This is a genomic window from Arenimonas sp., from assembly GCF_041913985.1.
In the GTDB taxonomy this organism is placed as follows: domain Bacteria; phylum Pseudomonadota; class Gammaproteobacteria; order Xanthomonadales; family Xanthomonadaceae; genus Arenimonas.
Genome location: NZ_JAYSEG010000001.1, coordinates 59,503 through 81,966, shown reverse-complemented (window position 1 = coordinate 81,966; position 22,464 = coordinate 59,503). Strand labels below are relative to the sequence as shown.

General features: G+C 71.2%; 26 protein-coding genes. 18 read left to right on the top strand and 8 right to left on the bottom strand.

All coding sequences use genetic code 11. From position 1 onward, the window contains the following. Positions 1 to 3 precede the first annotated feature (3 nt). From rng to leuS, 8 genes are read right to left on the bottom strand one after another with little or no spacing between them, the layout of a single operon-like run. Positions 4 to 1,488, bottom strand: coding sequence for a ribonuclease G (gene rng, locus ACE3Q2_RS00465; protein ID WP_374471966.1), 1,485 nt, complete (start codon positions 1,486 to 1,488; stop codon positions 4 to 6). A gap of 9 nt (positions 1,489 to 1,497) precedes the next feature. Beyond that, complete coding sequence (locus ACE3Q2_RS00460; RefSeq protein WP_231698381.1) at positions 1,498 to 2,067, bottom strand: Maf family protein; 570 nt, start codon at positions 2,065 to 2,067, stop codon at positions 1,498 to 1,500. 52 nt (positions 2,068 to 2,119) lie between these two features. Beyond that, the gene (gene rlmH / locus ACE3Q2_RS00455) at positions 2,120 to 2,590 is read right to left on the bottom strand and encodes a 23S rRNA (pseudouridine(1915)-N(3))-methyltransferase RlmH (RefSeq protein ID WP_231698382.1); all 471 of its coding nucleotides are present in this window, start codon (positions 2,588 to 2,590) and stop codon (positions 2,120 to 2,122) included. Then, the gene (gene rsfS / locus ACE3Q2_RS00450) at positions 2,587 to 2,976 is read right to left on the bottom strand and encodes a ribosome silencing factor (RefSeq protein WP_374471963.1); all 390 of its coding nucleotides are present in this window, start codon (positions 2,974 to 2,976) and stop codon (positions 2,587 to 2,589) included. The genes rlmH and rsfS overlap by 4 nt, the downstream gene beginning before the upstream one ends. Positions 2,977 to 3,024: 48 nt before the next feature. Then, the gene (gene nadD / locus ACE3Q2_RS00445) at positions 3,025 to 3,666 is read right to left on the bottom strand and encodes a nicotinate-nucleotide adenylyltransferase (protein WP_231698383.1); all 642 of its coding nucleotides are present in this window, start codon (positions 3,664 to 3,666) and stop codon (positions 3,025 to 3,027) included. Then, positions 3,663 to 4,694 carry a DNA polymerase III subunit delta gene (gene holA / locus ACE3Q2_RS00440; RefSeq protein WP_231698384.1) on the bottom strand — a complete coding sequence of 344 codons (1,032 nt, stop codon included), beginning with the start codon at positions 4,692 to 4,694 and terminating at the stop codon, positions 3,663 to 3,665. Before holA ends, nadD begins: the two co-directional genes overlap by 4 nt. Beyond that, positions 4,694 to 5,185, bottom strand: coding sequence for an LPS assembly lipoprotein LptE (gene lptE / locus ACE3Q2_RS00435; protein WP_231698385.1), 492 nt, complete (start codon positions 5,183 to 5,185; stop codon positions 4,694 to 4,696). The genes holA and lptE overlap by 1 nt, the downstream gene beginning before the upstream one ends. Before the next feature lie 4 nt (positions 5,186 to 5,189). Beyond that, complete coding sequence (leuS, locus tag ACE3Q2_RS00430) at positions 5,190 to 7,808, bottom strand: leucine--tRNA ligase (RefSeq protein WP_231698386.1); 2,619 nt, start codon at positions 7,806 to 7,808, stop codon at positions 5,190 to 5,192. Between the two features lie 107 nt (positions 7,809 to 7,915). Between leuS and ACE3Q2_RS00425 the strand changes: the two genes are divergently transcribed. The 18 genes from ACE3Q2_RS00425 (at position 7,916) to ACE3Q2_RS00340 (ending at position 22,462) form a co-directional block, all read left to right on the top strand. Continuing rightward, the gene (locus ACE3Q2_RS00425) at positions 7,916 to 9,202 is read left to right on the top strand and encodes an amidohydrolase family protein (RefSeq protein ID WP_231698387.1); all 1,287 of its coding nucleotides are present in this window, start codon (positions 7,916 to 7,918) and stop codon (positions 9,200 to 9,202) included. Positions 9,203 to 9,281: 79 nt separating this feature from the next. Further along, on the top strand, positions 9,282 to 10,145 hold the full coding sequence (gene trxA / locus ACE3Q2_RS00420) for a thioredoxin (protein WP_374471959.1): 864 nt from the start codon (positions 9,282 to 9,284) through the stop codon (positions 10,143 to 10,145). A 10-nt stretch (positions 10,146 to 10,155) separates the two neighbouring features. Then, on the top strand, positions 10,156 to 10,614 hold the full coding sequence (locus ACE3Q2_RS00415; protein WP_231698389.1) for a DUF4442 domain-containing protein: 459 nt from the start codon (positions 10,156 to 10,158) through the stop codon (positions 10,612 to 10,614). A 114-nt stretch (positions 10,615 to 10,728) separates the two neighbouring features. Then, positions 10,729 to 13,038, top strand: coding sequence for a bifunctional serine/threonine-protein kinase/formylglycine-generating enzyme family protein (locus ACE3Q2_RS00410; RefSeq protein WP_374471956.1), 2,310 nt, complete (start codon positions 10,729 to 10,731; stop codon positions 13,036 to 13,038). Between the two features lie 36 nt (positions 13,039 to 13,074). Beyond that, positions 13,075 to 13,725 (top strand): DUF502 domain-containing protein, encoded by a 651-nt coding sequence (locus ACE3Q2_RS00405; RefSeq protein WP_374471954.1) that lies wholly within the window; start codon positions 13,075 to 13,077, stop codon positions 13,723 to 13,725. Further along, positions 13,722 to 14,486, top strand: coding sequence for a queuosine precursor transporter (locus ACE3Q2_RS00400; RefSeq protein WP_231698392.1), 765 nt, complete (start codon positions 13,722 to 13,724; stop codon positions 14,484 to 14,486). The genes ACE3Q2_RS00405 and ACE3Q2_RS00400 overlap by 4 nt, the downstream gene beginning before the upstream one ends. 88 nt (positions 14,487 to 14,574) lie before the next feature. Further along, positions 14,575 to 15,630, top strand: coding sequence for a DUF5694 domain-containing protein (locus tag ACE3Q2_RS00395; RefSeq protein ID WP_374471952.1), 1,056 nt, complete (start codon positions 14,575 to 14,577; stop codon positions 15,628 to 15,630). Between the two features lie 28 nt (positions 15,631 to 15,658). Then, positions 15,659 to 17,497, top strand: coding sequence for a DUF885 family protein (locus ACE3Q2_RS00390; RefSeq protein WP_374471950.1), 1,839 nt, complete (start codon positions 15,659 to 15,661; stop codon positions 17,495 to 17,497). After that, entirely contained in the window at positions 17,494 to 18,144 is a 651-nt protein-coding gene (locus ACE3Q2_RS00385; RefSeq protein ID WP_231698395.1) for a hypothetical protein, read from the top strand. The genes ACE3Q2_RS00390 and ACE3Q2_RS00385 overlap by 4 nt, the downstream gene beginning before the upstream one ends. 2 nt (positions 18,145 to 18,146) lie before the next feature. Further along, positions 18,147 to 18,548, top strand: coding sequence for a VOC family protein (locus ACE3Q2_RS00380; RefSeq protein ID WP_374471948.1), 402 nt, complete (start codon positions 18,147 to 18,149; stop codon positions 18,546 to 18,548). 15 nt (positions 18,549 to 18,563) lie between these two features. Next, the gene (locus ACE3Q2_RS00375; RefSeq protein ID WP_374471946.1) at positions 18,564 to 19,001 is read left to right on the top strand and encodes an SRPBCC family protein; all 438 of its coding nucleotides are present in this window, start codon (positions 18,564 to 18,566) and stop codon (positions 18,999 to 19,001) included. A 68-nt stretch (positions 19,002 to 19,069) separates the two neighbouring features. Then, positions 19,070 to 19,537, top strand: a complete 468-nt coding sequence (locus tag ACE3Q2_RS00370; protein WP_231698398.1) for a DUF4440 domain-containing protein — start codon at positions 19,070 to 19,072, stop codon at positions 19,535 to 19,537. After that, positions 19,534 to 19,938, top strand: coding sequence for a DUF3224 domain-containing protein (locus ACE3Q2_RS00365; protein WP_231698399.1), 405 nt, complete (start codon positions 19,534 to 19,536; stop codon positions 19,936 to 19,938). Before ACE3Q2_RS00370 ends, ACE3Q2_RS00365 begins: the two co-directional genes overlap by 4 nt. Then, positions 19,935 to 20,444 carry a nuclear transport factor 2 family protein gene (locus ACE3Q2_RS00360; RefSeq protein WP_374471943.1) on the top strand — a complete coding sequence of 170 codons (510 nt, stop codon included), beginning with the start codon at positions 19,935 to 19,937 and terminating at the stop codon, positions 20,442 to 20,444. The genes ACE3Q2_RS00365 and ACE3Q2_RS00360 overlap by 4 nt, the downstream gene beginning before the upstream one ends. A 69-nt stretch (positions 20,445 to 20,513) precedes the next feature. Then, positions 20,514 to 20,942, top strand: coding sequence for a VOC family protein (locus tag ACE3Q2_RS00355; protein ID WP_231698401.1), 429 nt, complete (start codon positions 20,514 to 20,516; stop codon positions 20,940 to 20,942). Between the two features lie 16 nt (positions 20,943 to 20,958). After that, positions 20,959 to 21,534, top strand: coding sequence for a hypothetical protein (locus ACE3Q2_RS00350; protein WP_231698402.1), 576 nt, complete (start codon positions 20,959 to 20,961; stop codon positions 21,532 to 21,534). Positions 21,535 to 21,572: 38 nt separating this feature from the next. Next, positions 21,573 to 22,028 carry a GNAT family N-acetyltransferase gene (locus ACE3Q2_RS00345; protein WP_231698403.1) on the top strand — a complete coding sequence of 152 codons (456 nt, stop codon included), beginning with the start codon at positions 21,573 to 21,575 and terminating at the stop codon, positions 22,026 to 22,028. Next, positions 22,025 to 22,462 (top strand): DUF1801 domain-containing protein, encoded by a 438-nt coding sequence (locus tag ACE3Q2_RS00340; protein ID WP_231698404.1) that lies wholly within the window; start codon positions 22,025 to 22,027, stop codon positions 22,460 to 22,462. Before ACE3Q2_RS00345 ends, ACE3Q2_RS00340 begins: the two co-directional genes overlap by 4 nt. Positions 22,463 to 22,464: the final 2 nt, after the last annotated feature.

Here is a 22,464-nt window from a genome sequence, read left to right as displayed (position 1 = left end):
TGTTTACAGCAGGACCACGTCGTACTGCTCCTGCGCGTACTGCTCGTCGGCCTGGAAGCGGATGGACTTGCCCAGGAACTCCTCGAGCTCGGCCACCGCCGCCGATTCCTCCTCGGTGATCTTGTTCACGACCTTGGGCGAGGCGATCACCAGCAGCTGCTGGGCCTCGAACTGGCGCACGGCGCGGGTGATCTCGCGGAAGATTTCGTAAGTCAGGGTCTCGGCGGTCTTGAGCGTGCCGCGGCCATTGCACTCGTGGCAGGGCTCGCAGAGCTGGCGCTCGAGGCTGTCGGTGGTGCGCTTGCGCGTCATCTCCACCAGGCCCAGCGGCGAGAATTCATGGAACGACGTGCGGGCGTGGTCGTGCGCCAGGCCCTTCTCGAGCGTGCGCAGCACCTGGCGCTTGTGCTCGTCGTCGGTCATGTCGATGAAGTCGATGATGATGATGCCGCCCAGATTGCGCAGCCGCAGCTGGCGCGCCACCGCCTGCGCGGCCTCGAGGTTGGTGCGGTACACCGTTTCCTCGAGGTTGCGCTGGCCCAGGAAGGAGCCGGTGTTGACGTCGATCGTGGCCATGGCCTCGGTCTGGTCGATCACCAGGTAGCCGCCCGACTTGAGCGGCACTTCCTTCTGCAGCGCGCGCTGGATCTCGTCCTCGACGCCGTAGAGGTCGAAGATGGGCCGCTCGCCGGCGTAGTGCTCGATGCGCGAGGCCAGGGCCGGCATGAACTGGCGGGCGAAGGTGCTCAGGCGCTCGTGCGCCTCGCGCGAATCCACCTTCACCGAATCGACGTTCTTGCGCATCAGGTCGCGCACGGCGCGCATGGGCAGCGCCAGGTCCTCGTAGATGCGCTGGCCCACCTTGCGGCTGGCGCTGGCCTCGCGCACCACCTCCCAGGCGCGGCGCAGGTAGGCCACGTCCTCGGCCAGGGCTTCGGCCGGCTGGCCCTCGGCGTTGGTGCGCACGATGTAGCCCTGGCCGCTGCCGTTGGCCAGCTCGGCCATGATGGCCTTGAGCCGGGCGCGTTCGCCTTCGTCCTCGATGCGCGCCGACACGCCCAGAACGCGCGAATGCGGCAGGAACACCAGGTAGCGCGAGGGAATGGAGATCTGCGTGGTGAGCCGGGCGCCCTTGCTGCCGATCGGGTCCTTGACCACCTGCACCACGATTTCCTGGCCCTCGTGCACCAGCGAACCGATGGCCGGGGTCGGCGCCGGCGCGGCGGCGGGGTCGGCCTCGGCCTCGGACTGCGCGGCCGGCACCTTGATGATGTCGGAGGCGTGCAGGAAGGCGGCGCGCTCGAGCCCGATCTCGACGAAGGCGGCCTGCATGCCGGGCATCACCCGCTGCACCCGGCCCTTGTAGATGTTGCCCACCACGCCGCGGCGCGAGGCGCGCTCGATGTGCAGTTCCTGAAGCATGCCGTTCTCGACCACCGCCACGCGGGTTTCGCGCGGGGTGACGTTGATCAGGATTTCCTCGGACACGGCGCCCCCTCAGTCGAGCAGGCCGAAGCCGCGCAGCAGGCGCGCGGTTTCGTGCAGGGGCAGGCCCATCACGCCGGAATGGCTGCCGGAGAGATGGTCGACGAAGGCCGCGGCGCGGCCCTGGATGGCATAGGCCCCGGCCTTGCCGAAACATTCGCCGCTGGCGACGTAGGCGTCGATGCGCGCCTCGGTGAGCGGCTCGAAGCGCACGTCGGTGATGCAGGTGGCGTGCGCCTCGCGGCCGGCGCTGACCAGCCACACCGAGGAGATGCAGCGGTGGGTGCGGCCCGAGAGCGTGCGCAGCATGCGCGCGGCGTCGGCGGCATCGGCGGGCTTGCCGTAGACCACGTCGTCGAGCACCACCTCGGTGTCGGCGCCCAGCACCACGGCCTGGGGGTTGGCCACCACGGCCAGCAGGCCGGCGCCGGCCTTCTCGCGGGCGACGCGGCTGACGTAGGCCTCGGGCGGCTCGCCCGGCTCGCGCTGCTCCGGCACGTCGACGTCGAGCAAACCGAAGGTCATGCCGAGCTGCGTGAGCAGCTCGCGGCGGCGGGGCGATTGCGAGGCGAGATAGAGCATGCCGCAAGCATAGCCTTTGACCGCCGCGGGGGGCATCACCCGCGCGGGGCGTTCAGGCGCGGTGGTAGGGGTGGTTGGCGAGCAGGCTGGCGGCGCGGTAGACCTGCTCGGCCAGCACCAGGCGCACCAGCATGTGCGGCAGCGTAAGCGGGCCCAGGGACCAGGTTTCGTCGGCGGCGGCCAGCACCTCGGGGGCATGGCCCTCGGGGCCGCCGATCAGGAAGGCCAGGTCGCGGCCCTGCTGGCGCCAGTGCTCGAGGCGCTGGGCCAGTTGCTCGGACGACCAGGCCTTGCCGCGGCCGTCCAGCGCCACCACCCAGGCATTGCGCGGCAGCGCGGCCTGCACGCGGGCGCCTTCGTCGGCCATGGCACGCGCGGCGTCGCGGCCCTTGCCGCGCAGCCCGGGCGCCACTTCCACCAGCTCCAGCGGCAACCAGTGCGACAGCCGCTTCTGGTACTCGGCGAAGCCTTCGGCCACCCACCCGGGCGCCTTATCGCCGACCGCGACGAGCCTTGCCTTCACTCTTCGGGCGGCTGGTCGCCGACGGTCCAGAGGCGCTCGAGGGCGTAGAACTCGCGGATGCGGGGCAGCATGACGTGCACGATCACGTCGCCCAGGTCCACCAGCACCCACTCGGCCTCGCGCTCGCCTTCCACGCCCAGCGGCATGACGCCGCACTTCTTGGCGAACTTCACCACCTCGTCGGCCACCGACTTCACGTGGCGGGTGGAGGTGCCCGAGGCGACCACCAGGTAGTCGGCGATGCTGGTCTTGCCGCGCACGTCGATCTCGACGGCATCCTTGGCCTTCATTTCCTCGAGGGCGAGGCGGACCTGGGCGAGGATGGCTTCCGGCTTCGGGGCCGGGTCGGGCATCTGGGTCTTGATGACGTGGGCTTGGGTGGTCAACGGGCTGCTCTGGCGGGAAAGACGGGCCGGATTATACGCCCGGGGACCTCAGGGCGCCCGGTACAGGCCCCGGCGGGCGATTTCGGCGGCCACGGCCGGGGGCAGCCAGTCGCCGGGGTCGGCGCCTTCCCGCAGCCGGCGGCGCAGTTCGGTGGCCGAGGCCGGGTGCAGGGGCATGTCCAGGCGCCACAGGCGCCCGGCGGTGGCGGCGCCCAGCTCGGCGGGTTCGCTGGCCCAGCGGCCGGCGCAGGCTTGTTCCAGGACCGGCGGCAGGTGGTCCAGGCCGTGGCCGGGGCGCACCGCCACCACGAAATGCGCCAGCCCGAACAGCGCCGTCCACTCGTGCCAGGTCGGCAGTCCCCGGAAGGCGTCGGCGCCGACGATCCAGGCCAGTGGCGCCGCGGGGCCCAGTTCGGCGCGCAGGCCGCGCAGCGTGTCCACGGTGTAGGAGCGGCCGGCGCGGTGCAGTTCGCGGCAGTCCACGGAAAGCCCCGGTTCGCCGGCGATGGCCAGCTCCAGCAGGGCCGCGCGGTCGTCGGCGCCGGCGCCGGGAGCGGCGCGGTGCGGCGGGTCCGCGGCCGGCACCAGCCGCACCTCGGCGCCCAGGGCGTCGCGGGCGGCGCGGGCCACGGCCAGGTGCCCGGCATGCACCGGGTCGAAGGTGCCGCCGTACAGGACGGTCAGGCTCACGAGGCCAGCAGGTTGCGCGCCCGCGCCTCGGCGATGGAGACCAGCAGGCGCTCGAGCATCAGCCAAGGGTCGCCGTCGCCGCGGCCCTTGGCCGTGCGGTCGATGCGGCCGCACTCGGCGGCGAAGGCCTCCCAGCGCGAGGGCGGGTGCCGTTCCACCGCGCGGCGGTAAACCGCCTGCTTGCTTTCCCAGATGCGCGCCTCGCGCATGGCCGACATCAGGTTGCCGCCGCTGCCGGCGCGGGCCAGCGCGCAGAGCGTGAGCACTTCCTTGGCCACCATCGGCATCAGGCCGGCCACCTGCTCGCCCTCGGCGCGCAGCGCGGACAGCATGCGCACGGCGCGCGCGGATTCACCGGCGAGCGCGGCGTCCACCAGCTTGAACACGTCGAAGCGCGAGGAGTCGGCGACCAGCGCCTCCATCTGCGCCAGGTCGATGGCCTCGCGCTTGTCGGCCACCAGCAGGGCCAGCTTGTCCACTTCCTGGGCCGCGGCCAGCAGGTTTCCCTCCACGCGGTCGGCCAGCCGGCGCACCGCGTCGGGCGTGGCCACCAGGCCTCGGCTGCGCAGGCGGCGCTGCAGCCAGTCGCCCAGCTCGTGCGGCTTGAGCGAATACATCGTCACCAGGTGGCCGACCCTGGTGATGGCCTCGCTCCATTTGCCGGCGTGCTGCTTGCTCCATTCCTGGGCGGTGATCAGCAGCACGGTGTCGGGCGGCGGGTTCTCGCAGTATTCGCGCAGGGCCTCGCTGCCTTCCTTGCCGGGCTTGCCGGTGGGCAGGCGCAGGTCGAACAGGCGGCGGCTGGAGAACAGGCTCATCGAGGCCAGGCCGCGGCTGAGCGAATTCCAGTCGAAGCCGGCCTCGACGTCGTAGACCTCGCGCTCGCCGTAACCTTCCTCGCGCGCTTTCGCACGGATGGCGTCGGCGCACTCGAGCACGATCAGCGGCTCGGCGCCCGCGACCAGGTACACCGGCCGCAGCGGCTCGCCGGCGAGCTGGCGCTCGAGGCGGTCCGGCTTGAGTTCCATCAATCGGCGCGCAGGGCGGCGTCGACGCGGCGCAGGATGGCGGCCTGCATGTCGCGGCGCAGTTCGTCCTGCAGCAGCTGCTGCTCGGCCGGGCTGCCGGCGGAGGCCAGCGCGTCGTAGGTGTATTCGCGCGAGAGCTCCACCGCCTGGCGCGGCACGCGCACCGCGCCGTCGGCGCCGCGCAGCTCGAACTCGACCGTGTAGATGGTTTCGTACTCGCGCACCTGGGCGGCGGCGTCCACCGCCAGCGGGCGGGTGCGCATGCTCTCCGACACCACTTGCAGCGTGGCCGAGGGCTGGCCGGCGACCGCTTCGGCCACGCCGGCGCGGCGCAGCGCCGTGGCCAGGCCCTGCCCCAGCGGGCTGTAGGGGTCGGCGGTGCTCACCGCCACCGGGCCCAGTTCGGAGGCGAAGGCCAGCTGGGCGCGCGGCTTGAAGCCACAGCCCGCGAACAGCGCGACGACGCAAAGCACGACAAGCAGACGACGCATCCGATCACCCCACGACGATGTTGACGATCTTGCCCGGCACGACGATCACCTTGCGCACGGACATCCCTTCCATGAACTTTTGCACGTTCGGCTCGGCCAGGGCCAGCGCCTCGACGGTTTCCTTGCTGGCGTTGACCGACACGTCGATGGTGCCGCGCAGCTTGCCGTTCACCTGCACCGCCAGCGTGACCGCGTCGCGCACCAGCGCGGCCGGGTCGGCCTCGGGGAACGGCAGGTCCTCGATGGTGGTTTCCGCATGGCCCAGCGCCTGCCACAGGGCGTGCGAGGTGTGCGGGGTGATCGGGTTGAGCAGCAGGGTCACCGCCTCGAAGCACTCCTGGCGCAGGGCGCGGCCCTGGGCGCTGGCGTCGTCGAACTTGGCGATGGCGTTGAGCAGCTCCATCACCGCGGCGATGGCGGTGTTGAAGGTGTGGCGGCGGCCGTAGTCGTCGCCCACCTTCTGGATGCACTCGTGCAGCTGGCGGCGCAGCGTGCGCTGGGCGCCGTCGAGCGAGGCGGCGTCGAGCTTCGGCGCCGGACCTTCGGCCACGTGCTTGTGCACCTGCGTCCACAGGCGGCGCAGGAAGCGCGCCATGCCCTCCACGCCGGCCTCGTTCCACTCCAGGCTCTGCTCGGGCGGCGCGGCGAACATGGAGAACAGGCGCACGGTGTCGGCGCCGTACTTGTCCACCATCACCTGCGGATCGACGCCGTTGTTCTTGGACTTGGACATCTTCTCGGTGCCGCCGATGCGCACCGGCTGGCCGTCGGCGCGCAGCACGGCGCCGGTGGCATGGCCCTTGGCGTCGCGCTGCACGTCCACGTCGGCCGGGTTGTGCCAGTCCCTGGAACCATCCGCGTTCTCGCGGAAGAAGGTGTCGGCGATCACCATGCCCTGGCACAGCAGGTTGGTGGCCGGCTCGTCCGACTTCACCAGGCCCGCGTCGCGCATGAGCTTGTGGTAGAAGCGGAAATACATCAGGTGCATGATCGCGTGCTCGATGCCGCCGATGTACTGGTCGACCGGCAGCCAGTAGTTCGCGCGCTCGTCCACCAGGTCGGTGGCGCCCGGCGAGGTGTAGCGCGCGTAGTACCAGCTCGACTCCATGAAGGTGTCGAAGGTGTCGGTTTCGCGTTCGGCGGCGCCGCCGCAGCCCGGGCAGGTGGTCTTGCGCCACTCCGGGTCGGCCTTGATCGGCGAGGCCACGCCGGTGAAGGCCACGTCCTCCGGCAGCACCACCGGCAGCTGGTCTTCCGGCACCGGCAGCGCGCCGCACTTGTCGCAGTGGATGACCGGGATCGGGCAGCCCCAGTAGCGCTGGCGGCTCACGCCCCAGTCGCGCAGGCGGTAGTTCACGCGGCGGCGGCCCTGGCCGCGGGCCTCGAGCTGCTCGGCCAGCAGGTCGAACGCGCCCTGGTAGCCCATGCCGTCGAGCGGGCCGGAATTGATCACGCGCAGGCGGTCGTCGGTCTTGTCCGAGTACCAGGCCTGCCAGGTGTCGGGGTCGTAGGACTCGCCGACCATGGCGATGACCTGCTTCACCGGCAGCTGGTACTTGTGCGCGAACTCGAAGTCGCGCTCGTCGTGGCCGGGCACCGCCATCACCGCGCCGGTGCCGTAACCCATCAGCACGAAGTTGGCGATCCACACCGGCACCTTGTCGCCGGAAATGGGGTGCACGGCGTACAGGCCGGTGAACACGCCCTTCTTTTCCTGCGTCTCGAGCTCGGCCTCGGACACGCCGCCCTTGCGGCATTCCTCGATGAAGGCGCGCACCTGCTCGTTGCCCGACGCGGCCCACAGCGCCACCGGGTGCTCGGCCGCCACGGCCAGGTAGGTCACGCCCATCAGCGTGTCGGGGCGGGTGGTGAACACGGTCAGCGGCTCGGCCAGCGCTTCCATCGCGAACTGGATTTCCAGGCCCTCGCTGCGGCCGATCCAGTTGCGCTGCATGGTCTTGACCGCCTCGGGCCAGCCCGGCAGCGTGTCCAGGCCGTCGAGCAGCTGCTGCGCGTAGTCGGTGATCTTGAGGAACCACTGCGGGATCTCGCGCTTTTCCACCAGCGCGCCGGAACGCCAGCCGCGGCCGTCGATGACCTGCTCGTTGGCCAGCACGGTGTGGTCCACCGGGTCCCAGTTCACCACCGAGTTCTTGCGGTAGACCAGGCCCTTCTTCATCAGGCGCGTGAACATCAGCTGCTCCCACCGGTAGTACTCCGGGGTGCAGGTGGCGAACTCGCGGCTCCAGTCGTAGGCGAAGCCCAGGCGCTGCAGCTGGCCGCGCATGTGCTCGATGTTCTTGTAGGTCCACTTCGCCGGCGCGGTGTTGTTCTTGATGGCGGCGTTCTCGGCCGGCAGGCCGAAGGCGTCCCAGCCCATCGGCTGCAGCACGTTGAAGCCCTTCATGCGCCGGTGCCGGCTGATCACGTCGCCGATGGTGTAGTTGCGCACGTGGCCCATGTGCAGCGCGCCCGAGGGGTAAGGCAGCATGGACAGGCAGTAGTACTTCGGACGGCTGGCGTCCTCGGTCACGCGGAAGGCGCCGGTGGCCTGCCAGTGGGTCTGCGCGGCGGTTTCCACCGCCTTCGGGTCGTAGGCGCTGGGATCGATGGTGTCGGACATGGGGGATGGAGGCGAAAAAACAGGCCTCCAGCGTAACAAATCCGCGGCCCTTCCGGCCCGGCCCCGGCTTGCGGTTACCATCGGGGCAACCTGCCCGGAGACCACCCATGCGCCCCACCCCGCTGCTGCTCGCCCTGACCCTGGCCCTGCCCGCCGCCGCCCAGGCCGAAACCCTGGCCCTGCAGTGCGGCCGGCTGTTCGACAGCGCCACCGGGCGCAACCTGCCCGAGCGCACCGTGGTGGTGGCCGACGGCAAGGTCAGCGAGGTGCGCGAGGGCCACGCCGCCGTGCCCGGCGCCACCGCGGTGGACCTCAAGGGCCACACCTGCAGCCCGGGCTGGATCGACCTGCACGTGCACCTGAGCGGCGAATCGAGCCCACAGAGCTATTCCGAGGGTTTCCGGCTCAACCCCGAGTTCACCGTCCTGCGCTCCACCGCCTACGCCAGCCGCACCCTGCGCGCCGGCTTCACCAGCGTGCGCGACCTGGGCGGCGAAACCACCCTGGCCCTGCGCGACGCCGTGAACCAGGGCTGGGTGGAGGGGCCGCGCATCTTCGCGGCCGGCAAGTCCATCGCCACCACCGGCGGCCACGCCGACCCCACCAACGGCTTCAACCACCTGATCTCCGACGCCCTGGGCACCCCGGGTCCGGCCGAGGGCGTGGTCAACAGCCCCGACGAGGCCCGCCAGGCCGTGCGCCAGCGCTACAAGGACGGCTCGGACGTGATCAAGATCACCGCCACCGGCGGCGTGCTCAGCTACGCCCGCAGCGGCGACGCGCCCCAGTTCACCGTGGACGAGGTGGCGGCCGTGGTGCAGACCGCGCACGACTACGGCTACCGCGTGGCCGCGCACGCCCACGGCAAGGAAGGCATGCGCCGCGCCATCGTCGGCGGCGTGGACACCATCGAGCACGGCACCTACATGGACGACGAGATCTTCGCGCTCATGAAGAAGAACGGCACCTGGTACGTGCCCACCATCTCGGCCGGCCGCTTCGTGGCCGAGAAGGCCAAGATCGACGGCTACTACCCGGACGTGGTGCGCCCCAAGGCCGCGCGCATCGGCTCGCAGATCCAGGACACCTTCGGCCGCGCCTGGAAGGCCGGGGTGAAGATCGGCTTCGGCACCGACGCCGGCGTGGGCCTGCACGGCGACAACGCCGACGAGTTCGTGTTCATGGTGGAAGCCGGCATGCCGCCGGCCGAGGCCCTGCGCGCCGCCACCGCCAACGCCGCCGAGATCCTCGGCCGGCCCGAGCTGGGCCGTGTCGCCGCGGGCCTGCCGGCCGACATCGTGGCCATGCCGGGCGATCCGCTGGCCGACATCGCCGCCACCAGGAAGGTGGACTTCGTGATGAAGGACGGCCGCATCGTCCGCCAGCCGGAGTAAGCCGGCGGCGGAAACCATGGCTTGAGTCCGGGGGGTGCTGGCACCATCTGTGCCAGATGCCTTCCCGGACGGACCCGCCATGACCCCCGCCACCCCCCATGTTTTCGACGCCGGCCTCGAGAAGTTCGAGGTCGACGTGCTGCTCAAGTCCAAGCAAGTCCCGGTGCTGGTGGACTTCTGGGCCACCTGGTGCGGCCCCTGCAAGACCCTGGGCCCGGTGCTGGAAAAGCTGGCCGCCGAATTCAACGGCGGCTTCCTGCTGGCCAAGGTGGACGTGGACAAGGAGCAGCAGCTCGCCGGCTACTTCCAGATCAAGTCGGTGCCGACGGTGATGCTGGTGAAGGACGGCCAGATCGTCGACGGCTTCCCCGGCGCCCTGCCCGAGGGCCAGCTGCGCCAGTTCCTGGCCCACCACGGCGTCACCGCGAAGGAAGCCGAGGCCCCGGCCGAACCCGAGGCCGCCGCGCCCGCCGACCCGCACGAAGAAGTGGTGCGCCTGCGCGCCGCCGTGCTGGCCGAGCCGGAAAAGGATGAGCTCAAGCTCGACCTTTCCCTGGCCCTGCTGCGCACCGGCGCCGTGGCCGAGGCCGAGGCCCTGCTCGACGCCCTGCCCGCCAACCTGGCCCAGGACGACCGCGCCCTGCGCGGCCGCGCCCGCCTGGCCTTCCTGGCCCTGCTCAAGGACGCGCCGCCGGCCGACGTGCTGCACCAGGCCCTCGCCGCCGACCCCGCCGACCTGCGTGCCCGGCACCTGCTGGGCGCCGCCGACATCGTCGCCGGCCGCTGGCAGGACGGCCTGGAGCAGTTCCTGGAGATGCTGCGGCGCGACCGCAACTACGCCGAGGGCCTGCCGCGCAAGGCGCTGATCGACGCCTTCCGCGTGGTCGAGGACGAGGACCTGGTCGGCGCCTACCGGCGCAAGATGGCCTCGCTGCTGTTCTGAGCCCGCGCCGATGAAAGCCTCCCGCCTGCGGCTGCTGTTCAACGTGTGGCCGCCCTTCCTGTTCGCCGGCATCCACGTCACCCACCTGGCCGACGACTTCAGCCACGCGCGGGTGGAGCTGCGCCAACGCTGGTACAACCGCAACTACGTCGGCACCCACTTCGGCGGCAGCCTGTTCGCCATGACCGACCCGTTCTGGATGATCCTGGTGATGCGCCGGCTCGGCCCCGGCTACCTGGTGTGGGACCAGGCCGGCGAGGTGAAGTTCGAGAAGCCCGGCCGGGGCACGGTGGTGGCGGAGTTCGACCTGCCGGAGGCCGTGGTGGAGCAGCTGCGCGCCGCCGCCGAGGACGGCTCGAAGGTGCTGCACTGGTTCGACACCGAGGTGCGCGACGGCGAGGGCCACGTGGTGGCCCGGGTGCGCAAGCAGGTCTACGTGCGCCGCAAGCGCCCCAAGCCCGGGGATTGATCGCCCGCCCCTGGGAACCGTGACGCGGTTCACGTTTTCACAAATGGCTTGCCTGAACGGGCCGCTGCCGTATGCTGGAAGGCCCCGTCCCCCCGCCCAGCCCCGCCCCGCGCCATGCAGCAGGAAGAAGAGCTTTCCCCTGACGAGCTGACCGCGCTGCTCTCCAGCTACATGCCGGAGATCCCGGGCTACCGGGTGCTGCGCCGCATCGGCAAGGGCGGCATGTCCCAGGTGTACCTGGGCGTGCAGGAATCGCTCGACCGGCAGGTGGCCATCAAGGTCATGTCGCCCACCGCGCTGACCGACGAAATCTCCAAGCAGCGCTTCGAGCACGAGGCTCGCACCATCGCCAAGCTCGAGCACCCCTGCATCGTCGGCATCCACGAGGTGGGTCGCACGCGCCAGGGCCTGCTTTATTACGTGCTGCCCTACCTGGCCAAGGGCCACCTGGGCCAGCGCGACTTCACGCACGACGAGCCGCGCGCCATCGAAGTGCTGCGCTCGCTGCTCTCGGCGCTCGAATATGCCCACGCCCGCGGCATCGTGCACCGCGACGTGAAGGCCGAAAACGTGCTGTTCGACAACGCCGACCGGCCGCTGCTCACCGACTTCGGCATCGCCCTGAGCAAGCGCGACGCCACCCGCATCACCACCGCCGGCCTGGCCGTCGGCAGCGGCGGCTACATGGCGCCCGAACAGGCCCGCGGCGAAGTGGTGGACGGCCGCGCCGACCTCTACAGCGTCGGCGTGCTGGCCTTCGAACTGCTCACCGGCAAGCTGCCCTTCCAGGCCGCCGACCCGCTGGCGCTGGCGCTGATGCACGCCCAGGACCCGGTGCCGCGCCTGCCGGCCGACAAGAAGCACTGGCAGCCCTTCATCGACCGGGCGATGGCCAAGTCGCCCGACAACCGCTACCGCAACGCGCAGCAGATGCTGGGCGCGCTCAACCAGCTGGCCGAAGGCAAACCGGCCGCGCCACTGGTGGACCCGGGCAAGCTCAAGGCCTTCGCCGAACGCTGGTGGAAGCCGGCGCTGGCCAGCGTCTCGGGCGCGCTGCTGGCCGCCGCCGCCATCGCCTGGCTGATGCGCGACCCGGCCCCGGCCGCCGCCCCGGAAAGCGACTTCTTCACCGTGGAAGACGCCGCGCCCGCCGCGGAGCCCGCGCCGGCCGAAGCCGCGCCCGTGGCCACGGCTGAAACCGCCGCCCCGGAGGCCGCGTCCGCCGCGCCCGAAGCCGCGCCGGAAGCCCCGACCGCCCCCGCGGCGGCGCCGTTCGCACAGGCCAGGGCCGAAGTCGCCGTGTTCACCCTCGACTACGACCCCACCCGCCCCGGCGCCCGCGAACTGGCCGCCGCCCGCCGCCAGATCGACCGCCAGCGCCTGAGCCTGCCGCCCGGCGACAACGCCATGGATTCGCTGCGCACCGCCCGCCAGCTGGCGCCGCGCGAGCCGGCGCTGTTCCGCCTGTCCGACGAGGTGATCGGCTTCTACACCAGCCGAGTGCTCGAAGCCGTGCGCGCCGGCAACGACGACGAGGCGCGCCAGAACCACGAAAAGGCCGCGCCCTTCGCCGCCGAGATGGACCGCCTGGAAGGCAAGCCCTGGCGTGAACTCACCGCCGCGCTGCCGCCGCTGCTGCTGGCGCGGCTGGAAGCCAACCTCGCCGAACTCGACGCCGACGCCGTGGCGGCCACCAAGGCCCTGGCCACCGCGCTGGCGGTGCCGCCGGCCAGCCTGGAGCCGGCCTGGTCGAAGGCCATCGCCCTGCCCAAGGCCGGCGACGTGCTGGCAGATACCGCCGTGGCCATGGTGCTGGCGCGTACGCCGCGCGGCACCCGCGCCGGCCTGGCCGCCATGCGCAGCGAAGTGACCCGCGCCGAATACGCCGCCTTCGCCAGCGCCACCGGCCGCCCGGCCGCGCGCTGCCGCAACCGCCTGGCGCCCATCTCCATCAAGAAGCGCACCTGGGACGACCCCGGCTTCAACCAGAGCGGCAACCACCCGGTGCTGTGCGTGAGCTACGACGATGCCCAGGCCTACGCGCAGTGGCTCAGCCGCCGCAGCGGCAAGGAATACCGCCTGCCCACCCTGGCCGAATGGCGCCCGCTGGCCGACTACCGCGGCGGCGGCAACGCCTGCCAGGACGGCCGCATCGGCTGCGCCGGCGTGGAAGGCACGGTGAACGCCGCCCAGGGCCCGCTCAGCCCCATCGGCCTGGCCGGCACCCGCGGCAACGCCCGCGAGTGGGTGAGCGACTGCACCCGCGGCTGCCAGCGCCGCCTCGCCGCCGGCGTGGGCTGGCGCGACGGCCCCAACCGCGCCAACCCGACGCAGAGCAACGACTTCGACGCCGGCACCGGCTTCGACGACATCGGCTTCCGCCTCGTGCGCAGCGTGCCGGCCGGGGAACTGGGCAAGCGCTGACCCCGCCGCGACGCGGCCTGCCCTACACTGCCCGGCATGCGAAGACTTCGTGCCTATTTCCTCACCGGCCTGCTGACCCTGCTGCCGATCTGGCTGGTCTGGATCGTGTTCAAGTTCGTGCTGGTGCTGCTTTCCGACATGAGCCGGCCGCTGGTGGCGCCGCTGTCGGGCCGCCTGGCCGCCGCCCACCCGGAGTGGCTGGGCTGGATGGACGACCCCTGGGCCCAGGCCACGTTCGCCGTGGTGGCCACCGTGTTCGTGATCGTGGCGGTGGGCGCGCTGGCGCGGCGCGTCATCGGCCAGCGCATCCTGGCCTGGTTCGAGGCGCTGATCGCCCGCATCCCGCTGATGAAGACGGTGTACGGCAGCGCCCGCAAGCTGCTCGACCTGCTGCAGACCAAGCCCGACGGCACCCAGCGCGTGGTGCTGATCGACTTCCCGCACCGCGAGATGAAGTGCGTGGGCTTCGTCACCCGCGTGATGCGCGAGCAAGGCACCGGCCGCGAGCTGGCGGCGGTGTACGTGCCCACCACGCCCAACCCCACCTCGGGCTACCTGGAAGTGGTGCCGGTGGACCGGTTGACGCCCACCGACTGGAGCGTGGACGAGGCCATGGCCTTCATCATCTCCGGCGGCGCCGTCAGCCCCGAGACGATCCCGTTCGAGCGCACCGGGCCGGCCGCGTGACCAGCGCCGAACGCAACCACCGGCTGTTCCTGGTGCTGGCGGTGTTCTTCGTCGCCAACGCACTGCTGGCCGAGTTCATCGGCGTGAAGATCTTCGCGCTCGAGGACACGCTGGGGCTGCGCCCGCTGGAATGGAACCTGTTCGGGCAGAGCGGCTCGCTCAACTTCACCGCCGGCACCCTGCTCTGGCCGATCGTGTTCGTGATGACCGACGTCATCAACGAATTCTTCGGCAAGCGCGGCGTGCGCTTCATCAGCTGGCTGGCGGTGGCGGTGATCGTCTACGGCTTCGCCTTCGCCTACGTGGCCATCGGCCTGGCGCCGGCCTCGTGGTGGGTGGGCGTGGCCGCCGAACAAGGCGTGCCCGACTACCAGGCCGCCTTCGCCGCCGTCTTTGGCCAGGGGCTGTGGACCATCGGCGGTTCGCTGGTGGCCTTCCTGGTCGGCCAGCTGATCGACGTAAGCGTGTTCCACCGCATCCGCCACGCCACCGGCGAACGCATGGTCTGGCTGCGCGCCACCGGCTCCACCGCGGTGTCGCAGCTGGTGGACAGCTTCATCGTGCTCTACATCGCCTTCGTGCTGGGGCCGCAGCAGTGGCCCACCTCGCTGTTCCTGGCCGTGGGCAGCATGAACTACGCCTACAAGATGGCCTGCGCCATCGCCCTGATCCCCCTGCTCTACCTGGTGCGGCGCGGCATCACCGCCTGGCTGGGCCGGGACCAGGCCGCGCAGCTGCGCGCCGCCGCCGCCCGGGACTAGGGCCGGCGTGACTTCCAGCCCGGGCCAGTCCGCCCCGGCTGCGCCAGACTGTGGGGTGAGTTTCCCGCCCCCGATGCGAAGTCCAGCCATGACCAAGCCCCGCCATTCCCCGCCACCCGCCCGCCGGCTCGCGCTGCTCCTGGTCGCCGCCCTGCTGCCTGCGCTGGCGACGGGCGCCGAAGTGGCGGTGCTCGGCACCGCCCACCTGGCGCAATTGCAGCCCGCCGCGTCGCCGGCGCAGCAGGCGGCCGTGGTGGACCGGCTGGCCCGGTTCGCGCCCACCCGCGTGTGCATCGAAGCGGTGCCCGGCGAATCGGTCGAGGCTTTCGCCGCCGACCCGGCGCGCTACGGCGAACTGCTCTCCACCTTCGCGATGAATGCCGTGCGCCTGGCCGGCGAACAGCAGGTGCGGCGCCAGCGCACCGCCGCGCAGGCCCGTGCCGAAGCCGCCCGGCTCGTCGAGCAGGCCTCGCTCGACGACATGCAGCGGCTTACCCTGGTTTCGCTGCAACTGGCCGCCTACGAGCCCTGGTCGGCCGCATTGAACTGGAGCGCCCTGCCGGCCCCGGCGCGCGAATCGGCCGCGGCCACGCTGGGCCTGGCCGCGACGGAGCGGCTTGACGCCATGTCGGCCAGCGACAACGAGATCGCCACGATCGCGCTGCGGCTGGCCCGCCAGCTGGGCCAGCGCGAGCTGTGCGCCGTGGACCCGTTTGCCGACGAACTGGGCGTCAACGCACTGGCCGATGAGCTGATGCCGCGCCTTTCCGTCCCCGCCGTGCAGCAGGGGCTGGAGGCGCTGAACGCCGAACAGGCGAAACACTGGCACGCCGACCAGCCCGACGGGCTGCTGGCCCTGCTGCGCTGGATGAATTCCGACGCCTGGGCGCGTGCCGACCTGGCCGCGGAATGGGCCGTGTTCGACAACGCGGACGGCAGGCACGACGCCGGCCGCCGCCGGCTGATGCTGTGGCATGCCCGCAATGCCGAGATCACGGCGCGGCTCGCCCGCGAAATGGCGCGCGAAGAGGGTGGCCGCACGCTGCTGGTGATCGGTGCCGCCCACCGCCCCTTCCTCCAGGCGTCGCTCCGGGCCCTGCCCTGGGTGGACGTCATCGACGGCGAGGCGCTGCTTGCGCCCTGACCACCCTGCTCCCCGCCAAGGAAATCCCATGACCCTGCGCCCGCTCGCCCTCGCCCTGGCCCTCGCCCTCACGGGCTGCGCCACCACGCCCGCCGCCGACACCGCGGCCGCCGCGCCTGCCGTCGCCGCCCCGCAGCCGGGCGAGCGCGCCGCGCAGCTGTCGCAGCTCTACGCCGACTTCTGGGAAGCCTCGCTGGCACTGAACCCGCTCAACGCCACCTTCGTCGGCGACCCGCGCTACAACGACCAGATGCCCGACTTCTTCAGCGCCGAATTCCGCGCGAAGGAAGCGGCCTTCAACCGCGAATGGCTCGGCCGCGCCCAGGCCATCGGCAGCGACGGCCTGCAGGGCCAGGACCTGCTGAGCTACCAGATCTTCGTGCGCGACCTGGAAGCCAGCATCGAAGGCGAGCGTTTCCCCGACTGGCAGCAGCCGCTGAACCAGTTCTACAACCTCACCGGCCTGTTCGCGCAGCTGGGCTCGGGCTCGAGCGCGCAGCCGTTCAAGACCGTGCAGGACTACGACAACTGGCTCAAGCGCGCCGGCCAGTTCCCGGCGCTGATGCGCAGCATGCAGGCCAACATGCGCGCCGGCATGGCCAGCGGCGTGGTGCAGCCGAAGGTGCTGATGGCCAAGGTCATCCCGCAGATCGACGCGCTGATCAAGGACAAGCCCGAGGACACCCTGTTCTGGCGCCCGGTGGCGGAGTTCCCGGCGGACTTCAGCGAGGCCGACAAGACCCGCCTCGCCGCCGCCTACCGCGAGCTGATCACCACCCAGCTGATGCCGGCCTACCGCGAACTGCGCCGCTTCGTGAACGACGAATACCTGCCGGCTGCGCGCGACACCGTGTCGCTCTCGGCCCTGCCCGACGGCGAGGCCTGGTACGCCTACCGCGTGCGCCAGTCCACCACCACCGACATGAGCCCGGCGCAGATCCACGAGATCGGCCTGGCCGAGGTGGCGCGCATCCACGGCGAGATGGACGCCGTGATGAAGCAGGTCGGCTTCAAGGGCACGCGCGCGCAGTTCTTCGAGTTCGTCACCAAGGACAAGCAGTTCGAGTTCGGCAGCGAAGAGGAGCTGCTCACCGCCTACCGCGCGCTCGAGGCGAAGATCAACCAGCGCATCCCCGAGCTGTTCTCGCTCACGCCCAAGGCGCCGTTCGAGATCCGCCCGGTGGAGGCCTTCCGCGCCCAGTCGGCCGCCGGCGGCAGCTACATGCGCCCCAGCGAGGACGGCACGCGCCCGGGCATCTTCTACGTCAACACCTACGACCTGCCCACCCGCAAGCGCTGGGACAGCGAAAGCCTGTACCTGCACGAAGCCATCCCGGGCCACCACTTCCAGCTGGCGCTGCAGCAGGAGCTGGGCGAACTGCCGAAGTTCCGCCGCTTCGGCGGCGAGACCGCCTTCGCCGAGGGCTGGGGCCTGTACGCCGAGTCGCTGGGCAAGGAGCTGGGCGTCTACACCGACCCCTACCAGTACTTCGGCCGCCTGCAGGCCGAGCTGTGGCGCGCGATCCGCCTGGTGGTGGACACCGGCCTGCACAGCAAGGGCTGGAGCCGCGAGCAGGTGATCGAATACATGAAGGCCAACTCGGCCACCAGCGACACCGAGGCGGTGTCGGAAACCGAGCGCTACATCGCCATCGCCGGCCAGGCCCTGGCCTACAAGATCGGCGAGCTCAAGATCAAGGAACTGCGCGCCCGCGCCGAACGCGAGCTGGGCGACGACTTCGACATCCGCGGCTTCCACGCCGAGGTGCTGCGCGACGGCTCGGTGCCGCTGGCGGTGCTGGAGGCCAAGGTGGACCGCTGGATCGCTTCCCGCAAGAAATACCCCCCCCAAGGACTGGACGCATGAACTTCAACAAGACCCCCCTCGCCCTCGGCCTGGCCGCGCTGCTCGCCCTGGGCGGCTGCACCGGCGGCGACGACGCCGACGTTTCCGAGGACACCGAAGAGGTGGCGCTGGAGGATTCCGGCGACGGCTATGCCGACGACGGCGAAACCATGGACGAGGACGGCGGCGAAGCCGCGCCCCTGCTGCTCACGGCCGAGAACCTCGACGACCTCGAACTTGGCCTAGTGAAGGAAAACGAGGGCCTGCAGGCCGCGCTCGACAAGCTGGCCGCCGCCGACACCGACGCCGGCAAGCTGATGGCGCTGGGCGAGATCGACATGGAGGCCATCGACGCCGACGCGGCCGACGCCGCCGATGTGTCGAAGGATGAGTACGCGGCGCTCAAGGACCAGCTGTTCGAAGTGCTGGGCGCCATCGAGATGCGCGAGATGATGGCCAAGCAGGTCAGCGACTCCGACACCTCCGGCATGGACGAAGCGACCCGCGCCGAGGCCGAGAAGAACATGGCCGAGATGATGGCCGGCGTGCCCGATCCGTTCGAAGGCATGGACCCCGGCCTGGCCGAGGCCCTGCGCGCCAAGCAGGCCCGCCTGGCCGAACTGCGGGCGCAGAACATCGGCCTGCTGTTCAAGTTCATCGGGGGCTGAGCATGGGTGCCGCGCCGACGCTCCGCGTCGCCCGCCCCGTGGGTGACCTGGCGCGCTCCAGGCGGATGTACGTCGAAGGGCTGGGCCTGTCCGTGCTCGGCGGCTTCGAAAACCACGCCGGCTTCGACGGCGTGATGCTGGGTGTTCCGGGCACCGGCTGGCACCTGGAATTCACCGTGTGCCGCCACCACCCGGTGGCACCGGCGCCGACGGCCGAGGACCTGCTGGTGTTCTACCACCCCGTTGCCGACGACTGGCAGGCCGCCTGCGCGCGCCTGCTGTCGGCCGGCTTCGCGGAAGTGCCGGCCTTCAACCCGTACTGGAACCAGGGCGGACGCAGTTTCGCCGATGCCGACGGCTACCGCACCGTGCTCTACCATGGCCTCTGGCCGCCGGCGACCTGATACCAGGAGGGAGCGATGGCCGACTTTCTTCTCGCGACCGAGGTGGACATTCACGCCAGCCCGGCGAAGGTGTGGTCGGTGCTGGCGGACTTCGCGCGTTATCCCGAGTGGAACCCGTTCGTGCGGGCCGTCGAGGGACGCCCCGAACCCGGCACGCGGCTGCACGTCACCGGGCAGCCGCCCGGCGGCAAGCCGATGCGCTTCCGGCCCCGCGTGCTGGCGGCGGTGCCCGGCGCCGAACTTCGATGGCTGGGACGGGTGGGCCTGCCGGGAATCTTCGACGGCGAACACCGCTTCGTGCTCGAAGCCACCGCCCCGGCCTGCACGCGACTGCACCACAGCGAACATTTTTCCGGCCTGCTGGTGGGTGCCATGCGACGCCAACTCGACACCGGCACGCGCGCCGGCTTCGAAGCCATGAACGCCGCGCTCAAGGCCCGGTCCGAGGCCTAGACTTCCTGCACAGGTGCCGCCGGAAGCGAAGGGCTAGCCTGCCGCTTCCCCCACCGAACGGACTTGCCATGAAGGCCCGCCTCATCTTCCCGCTCTTCGCGCTTTCCCTGGCCGGCTGCGCCACCACGGGCAACGACGCACCGGTGCCGGACAACGCCGAGCTGGTGCGCCAGGCCACGGCCGCCGAGACCGCGTTCGCGCAGTCCATGGCCGACCGCGACCTGGAGGCCTTCGCCAGCTTCATCGCCGACGACGCCATCTTCTCGCCCGGCCCGAACACGCTTCGCGGCAAGGCCGCGGTACTGGCGGCCTGGAGCAGGTACTTCGAAGGCGAACAGGCGCCGTTCTCCTGGCGCCCGGAAACCGTGGTGGTGAGCGCCGCCGGCCAGCTGGCCGCGACCAAGGGGCCGGTCTTCGACCCGAGCGGCAAGCCCATCGCCGAATTCCGCTCCACCTGGCGCCGCGAGCCCGACGGCCGCTGGAAGGTGGTGTTCGACGACGGCACCTGCCTGTGCAAGCCGCAGGCGGCGCAATGAGCCGGCAGGTGCAGGGCGCGTTCGACGTGGTGCTGGGCCCCCAGCCGGCCGACGAACGCGAACTGGGCGCGGCCATCGGGCGGATGACGCTCGACAAGCGCTTCCATGGCGCGCTCGACGCCCGCAGCGAAGGCCAGATGCTGGCCTTCCGCAGCGGCGTGGAAGGCTCGGCCGGCTACGTGGCCATGGAGCGCGTGGAAGGTCGCCTGGAAGGCCGCGTGGGCGGCTTCGTGCTGCAGCATTCCGGCACCATGGAGCGCGGCGCGAAGCACCTGGACCTGCACGTGGTGCCCGACTCCGGCAGCGGCCAGCTGGCCGGCCTGCGCGGCAGCATGGCCATCGAGATCACCGGCGGCGAACACTTCTACCGCTTCGAATACACGCTGCCGGGCGGCGCATGAACTTCCGCCGCCTGCTGGCCACCGGGATCCTGCTGCTGGCGCCCGCGCTGGCGCAGGCCGCGGCGCAGACCCCCGGGCAGGCCGTGGCCAGCCTCTGGCGCGCGCTGTCGCACGAACCCGGTGAAGCCGCCGACCTGGCCACGCTGCGCGGACTCTTCCACGAAGACGCCGTGGTCTTCGGCAGCCGCAGCCGCGACGGCAAGCCCAGCCTCACCCGCCGCAGCGCCGCCGAGTTCCTGGCCGCGCTGGCCGGCGTGGACGCGTCGGGCTTCCACGAGAGGGAGATCCACCGCATGGTGGAAGTCGTGGACCGCTTCGCCACGGTGTACAGCGTGGTGGAGTCGCGCACCGACCGCGATGCGCCCAAGGCCGACTTCACCGGCGTGAACAGCCTGCAGCTGTATTTCGACGGGGAGCGGTGGCGGGTGCTGTCGCTGTACTACCACGTGCCCGACGACGCGCGGGACATCCCCGCTCCTCCGCCCGCGCCCGCGCCCGGGCGCTAGGCGGCCCGGCCCGGCCAACGTCGGATCCCGCCCTTGCCCGCGCCCGCCGCGAATCGCCAGACTCGCGGCATGAGCCTGGACCCCGCGGACCGCGTCGTCTTCCATCTCTCGCTTCCGGTACTGGACCTGGGCGAGGCCAAGGCCTTCTATTGCCGCGTGCTGGGAGCCACCGTGGGCCGGGAAAACGCCGCGTGGGCGGACATCCTGCTGTTCGGGCACCAGCTCACGCTGCACCAGCGGCCCGACGAAGTGCTGCCTCCGGAGAAGACCGGCGTGCGCCATTTCGGCGCGATCCTGTCCTGGCAGGACTGGGAGGCGCTGGCCGCCAGGCTCGGGGCGAAGGGCATCCGGTTCCTGCGGCCGCCCACCGTGCACGGGGCGGGCACGCCGCGGGAGCATGGCAAGCTGGTGCTGGCCGACCCCAGTGGCCACGTCATCGAACTCAAGGCCTACCGCGACATGGGCGCGGTGTTCGGTATGCTCGGGCCACCCGCCTGAGCCTGGAAGAGTTCGCATGAAAGGACTGTTGGCCCTGTTTCCCATCCTGCTGCTGGCCAGCCTCGCGCAGGCGGAGGAATCCGTCTGGCACCCGATCGAGGCTGGCTGCCACGAACAATCGCCGTATGCCTCCCTGCGCGACTGGCGGAACGCGCCGCGCTCGACGTCCACCCTGCGCTTCGCGGTCGAACCCGACACCGGCCGAGGCCCCACCGTTGTCGTGGCGATGGACACGGGGCTCAATCGCGCGCTGAAGGCGGACGGGAAGCCGGTGCTGCTCGTCGCCGTGGGTGACACCTTCCGCACCTGCGTCACCCGCGTGCCGCTGTCCGCCTGCGAGGCGGCGCCTGGGGCACGGGAAACGCTGCTCGCCACCGAGATTCCCGTCGGCCGGGATCATGACTCCGGTTTCATCCTCCGCCTGCATGCCGCCACCTTTCACCTGCAGTGGACGGACGGATCGGGCCAGGGCAACGCGGTGTCCTACACCGACGACCAGCATCCCGTGTCGCTGGCCGTGGGCGCGGCGATGAAGAAGCTTGACCAATGCATCGCGCCGGCGATGAAGGCCTACCGCGACCGCGCCTCCTGAGCCCCGGCCCGCATGAACCCATTGGTCGCGCGCTGAGCATGGATGCCGCTCCCGCCACGCTTCGGGATGCCACCCCCGCCGACCGCGACTTCGCCGAGCGGCTCAGCCACGGCAACATGGCGGCGTACCGCGCGGCGCGGAACATCGAATGGGACCCGGCGCGCTTCGAGGCCAGCTGGGCCTGCTTCGACAACCGGGTGATTGAAGTGCAGGGCGTGGCCGTGGGCGTGCTTCGCCTGCATGAGCTGCCCGACGCGCTCGAGATCCGCGACCTGCAGCTACTGCCCGCGCACCAGGGTCGCGGGCTGGGCGCCTGGGCGGTGCGGCAGGCCTTCCGGCGCGCCGCCGAACTCGGCAAACCCGAACTCCGCCTGCGCGTGTTCCCCGAGAACCCCGCGCGGCGCCTGTACGAGCGCCTCGGCTTCGTCACCGAGGCCGAACTGGACGGTGTGCTTCACATGGCCTGCAAGCTGCCCCCGGGAGGAACGCCATGAGCAAGAGCGAAAACAAGACCCAGGCCACCGCCGCCAGCGTGGACGCCTTCCTGGACGCCATCGCCGACCCGCAGCGCCGCGACGACTGCCGCCGCGTGCGCGTGATGATGGAAGCCGCCACCGGCGCGCCGGCGGTGATGTGGGGCCCGGCCATCGTCGGGTTCGGCCGCTACCGCTACCGCTACGAGAGCGGCCGCGAGGGCGAGTGGATGGTCACCGGCTTCTCGCCGCGCAAGAACGATCTCACGCTCTACATCATGCCGGGCTTCGCCGCATACGATGCGCTGATGGCCCGGCTGGGCAGGCACAAGACCGGCAAGAGCTGCCTCTACCTCAAGCGCCTCGCCGACGTGGACCTGGCGGTGCTCGGGGAACTGGTCACGCGCTCGGTGGCCGCGATGGCGGCGCAGCGCATCGACACCGCGAAGGATTGAAT

What these genes read in the sequence shown, in the direction of transcription:
- ACE3Q2_RS00370 (WP_231698398.1), top strand. Translation starts at nt 19,070, where the DNA reads ATGAAGGCCCGCCTCATCTTCCCGCTCTTCGCGCTTTCCCTGGCCGGC.
- ACE3Q2_RS00425 (WP_231698387.1), top strand. Translation starts at nt 7,916, where the DNA reads ATGCGCCCCACCCCGCTGCTGCTCGCCCTGACCCTGGCCCTGCCCGCC.
- holA (WP_231698384.1), bottom strand. Translation starts at nt 4,694, where the DNA reads ATGGAACTCAAGCCGGACCGCCTCGAGCGCCAGCTCGCCGGCGAGCCG.
- leuS (WP_231698386.1), bottom strand. Translation starts at nt 7,808, where the DNA reads ATGTCCGACACCATCGATCCCAGCGCCTACGACCCGAAGGCGGTGGAA.
- ACE3Q2_RS00405 (WP_374471954.1), top strand. Translation starts at nt 13,075, where the DNA reads ATGCGAAGACTTCGTGCCTATTTCCTCACCGGCCTGCTGACCCTGCTG.
- ACE3Q2_RS00355 (WP_231698401.1), top strand. Translation starts at nt 20,514, where the DNA reads ATGAGCCTGGACCCCGCGGACCGCGTCGTCTTCCATCTCTCGCTTCCG.
- ACE3Q2_RS00350 (WP_231698402.1), top strand. Translation starts at nt 20,959, where the DNA reads ATGAAAGGACTGTTGGCCCTGTTTCCCATCCTGCTGCTGGCCAGCCTC.
- ACE3Q2_RS00340 (WP_231698404.1), top strand. Translation starts at nt 22,025, where the DNA reads ATGAGCAAGAGCGAAAACAAGACCCAGGCCACCGCCGCCAGCGTGGAC.
- ACE3Q2_RS00390 (WP_374471950.1), top strand. Translation starts at nt 15,659, where the DNA reads ATGACCCTGCGCCCGCTCGCCCTCGCCCTGGCCCTCGCCCTCACGGGC.
- ACE3Q2_RS00345 (WP_231698403.1), top strand. Translation starts at nt 21,573, where the DNA reads ATGGATGCCGCTCCCGCCACGCTTCGGGATGCCACCCCCGCCGACCGC.
- ACE3Q2_RS00360 (WP_374471943.1), top strand. Translation starts at nt 19,935, where the DNA reads ATGAACTTCCGCCGCCTGCTGGCCACCGGGATCCTGCTGCTGGCGCCC.
- ACE3Q2_RS00385 (WP_231698395.1), top strand. Translation starts at nt 17,494, where the DNA reads ATGAACTTCAACAAGACCCCCCTCGCCCTCGGCCTGGCCGCGCTGCTC.
- ACE3Q2_RS00415 (WP_231698389.1), top strand. Translation starts at nt 10,156, where the DNA reads ATGAAAGCCTCCCGCCTGCGGCTGCTGTTCAACGTGTGGCCGCCCTTC.
- ACE3Q2_RS00375 (WP_374471946.1), top strand. Translation starts at nt 18,564, where the DNA reads ATGGCCGACTTTCTTCTCGCGACCGAGGTGGACATTCACGCCAGCCCG.
- ACE3Q2_RS00365 (WP_231698399.1), top strand. Translation starts at nt 19,534, where the DNA reads ATGAGCCGGCAGGTGCAGGGCGCGTTCGACGTGGTGCTGGGCCCCCAG.
- ACE3Q2_RS00395 (WP_374471952.1), top strand. Translation starts at nt 14,575, where the DNA reads ATGACCAAGCCCCGCCATTCCCCGCCACCCGCCCGCCGGCTCGCGCTG.
- trxA (WP_374471959.1), top strand. Translation starts at nt 9,282, where the DNA reads ATGACCCCCGCCACCCCCCATGTTTTCGACGCCGGCCTCGAGAAGTTC.
- ACE3Q2_RS00410 (WP_374471956.1), top strand. Translation starts at nt 10,729, where the DNA reads ATGCAGCAGGAAGAAGAGCTTTCCCCTGACGAGCTGACCGCGCTGCTC.
- ACE3Q2_RS00460 (WP_231698381.1), bottom strand. Translation starts at nt 2,067, where the DNA reads ATGCTCTATCTCGCCTCGCAATCGCCCCGCCGCCGCGAGCTGCTCACG.
- ACE3Q2_RS00380 (WP_374471948.1), top strand. Translation starts at nt 18,147, where the DNA reads ATGGGTGCCGCGCCGACGCTCCGCGTCGCCCGCCCCGTGGGTGACCTG.
- lptE (WP_231698385.1), bottom strand. Translation starts at nt 5,185, where the DNA reads ATGCGTCGTCTGCTTGTCGTGCTTTGCGTCGTCGCGCTGTTCGCGGGC.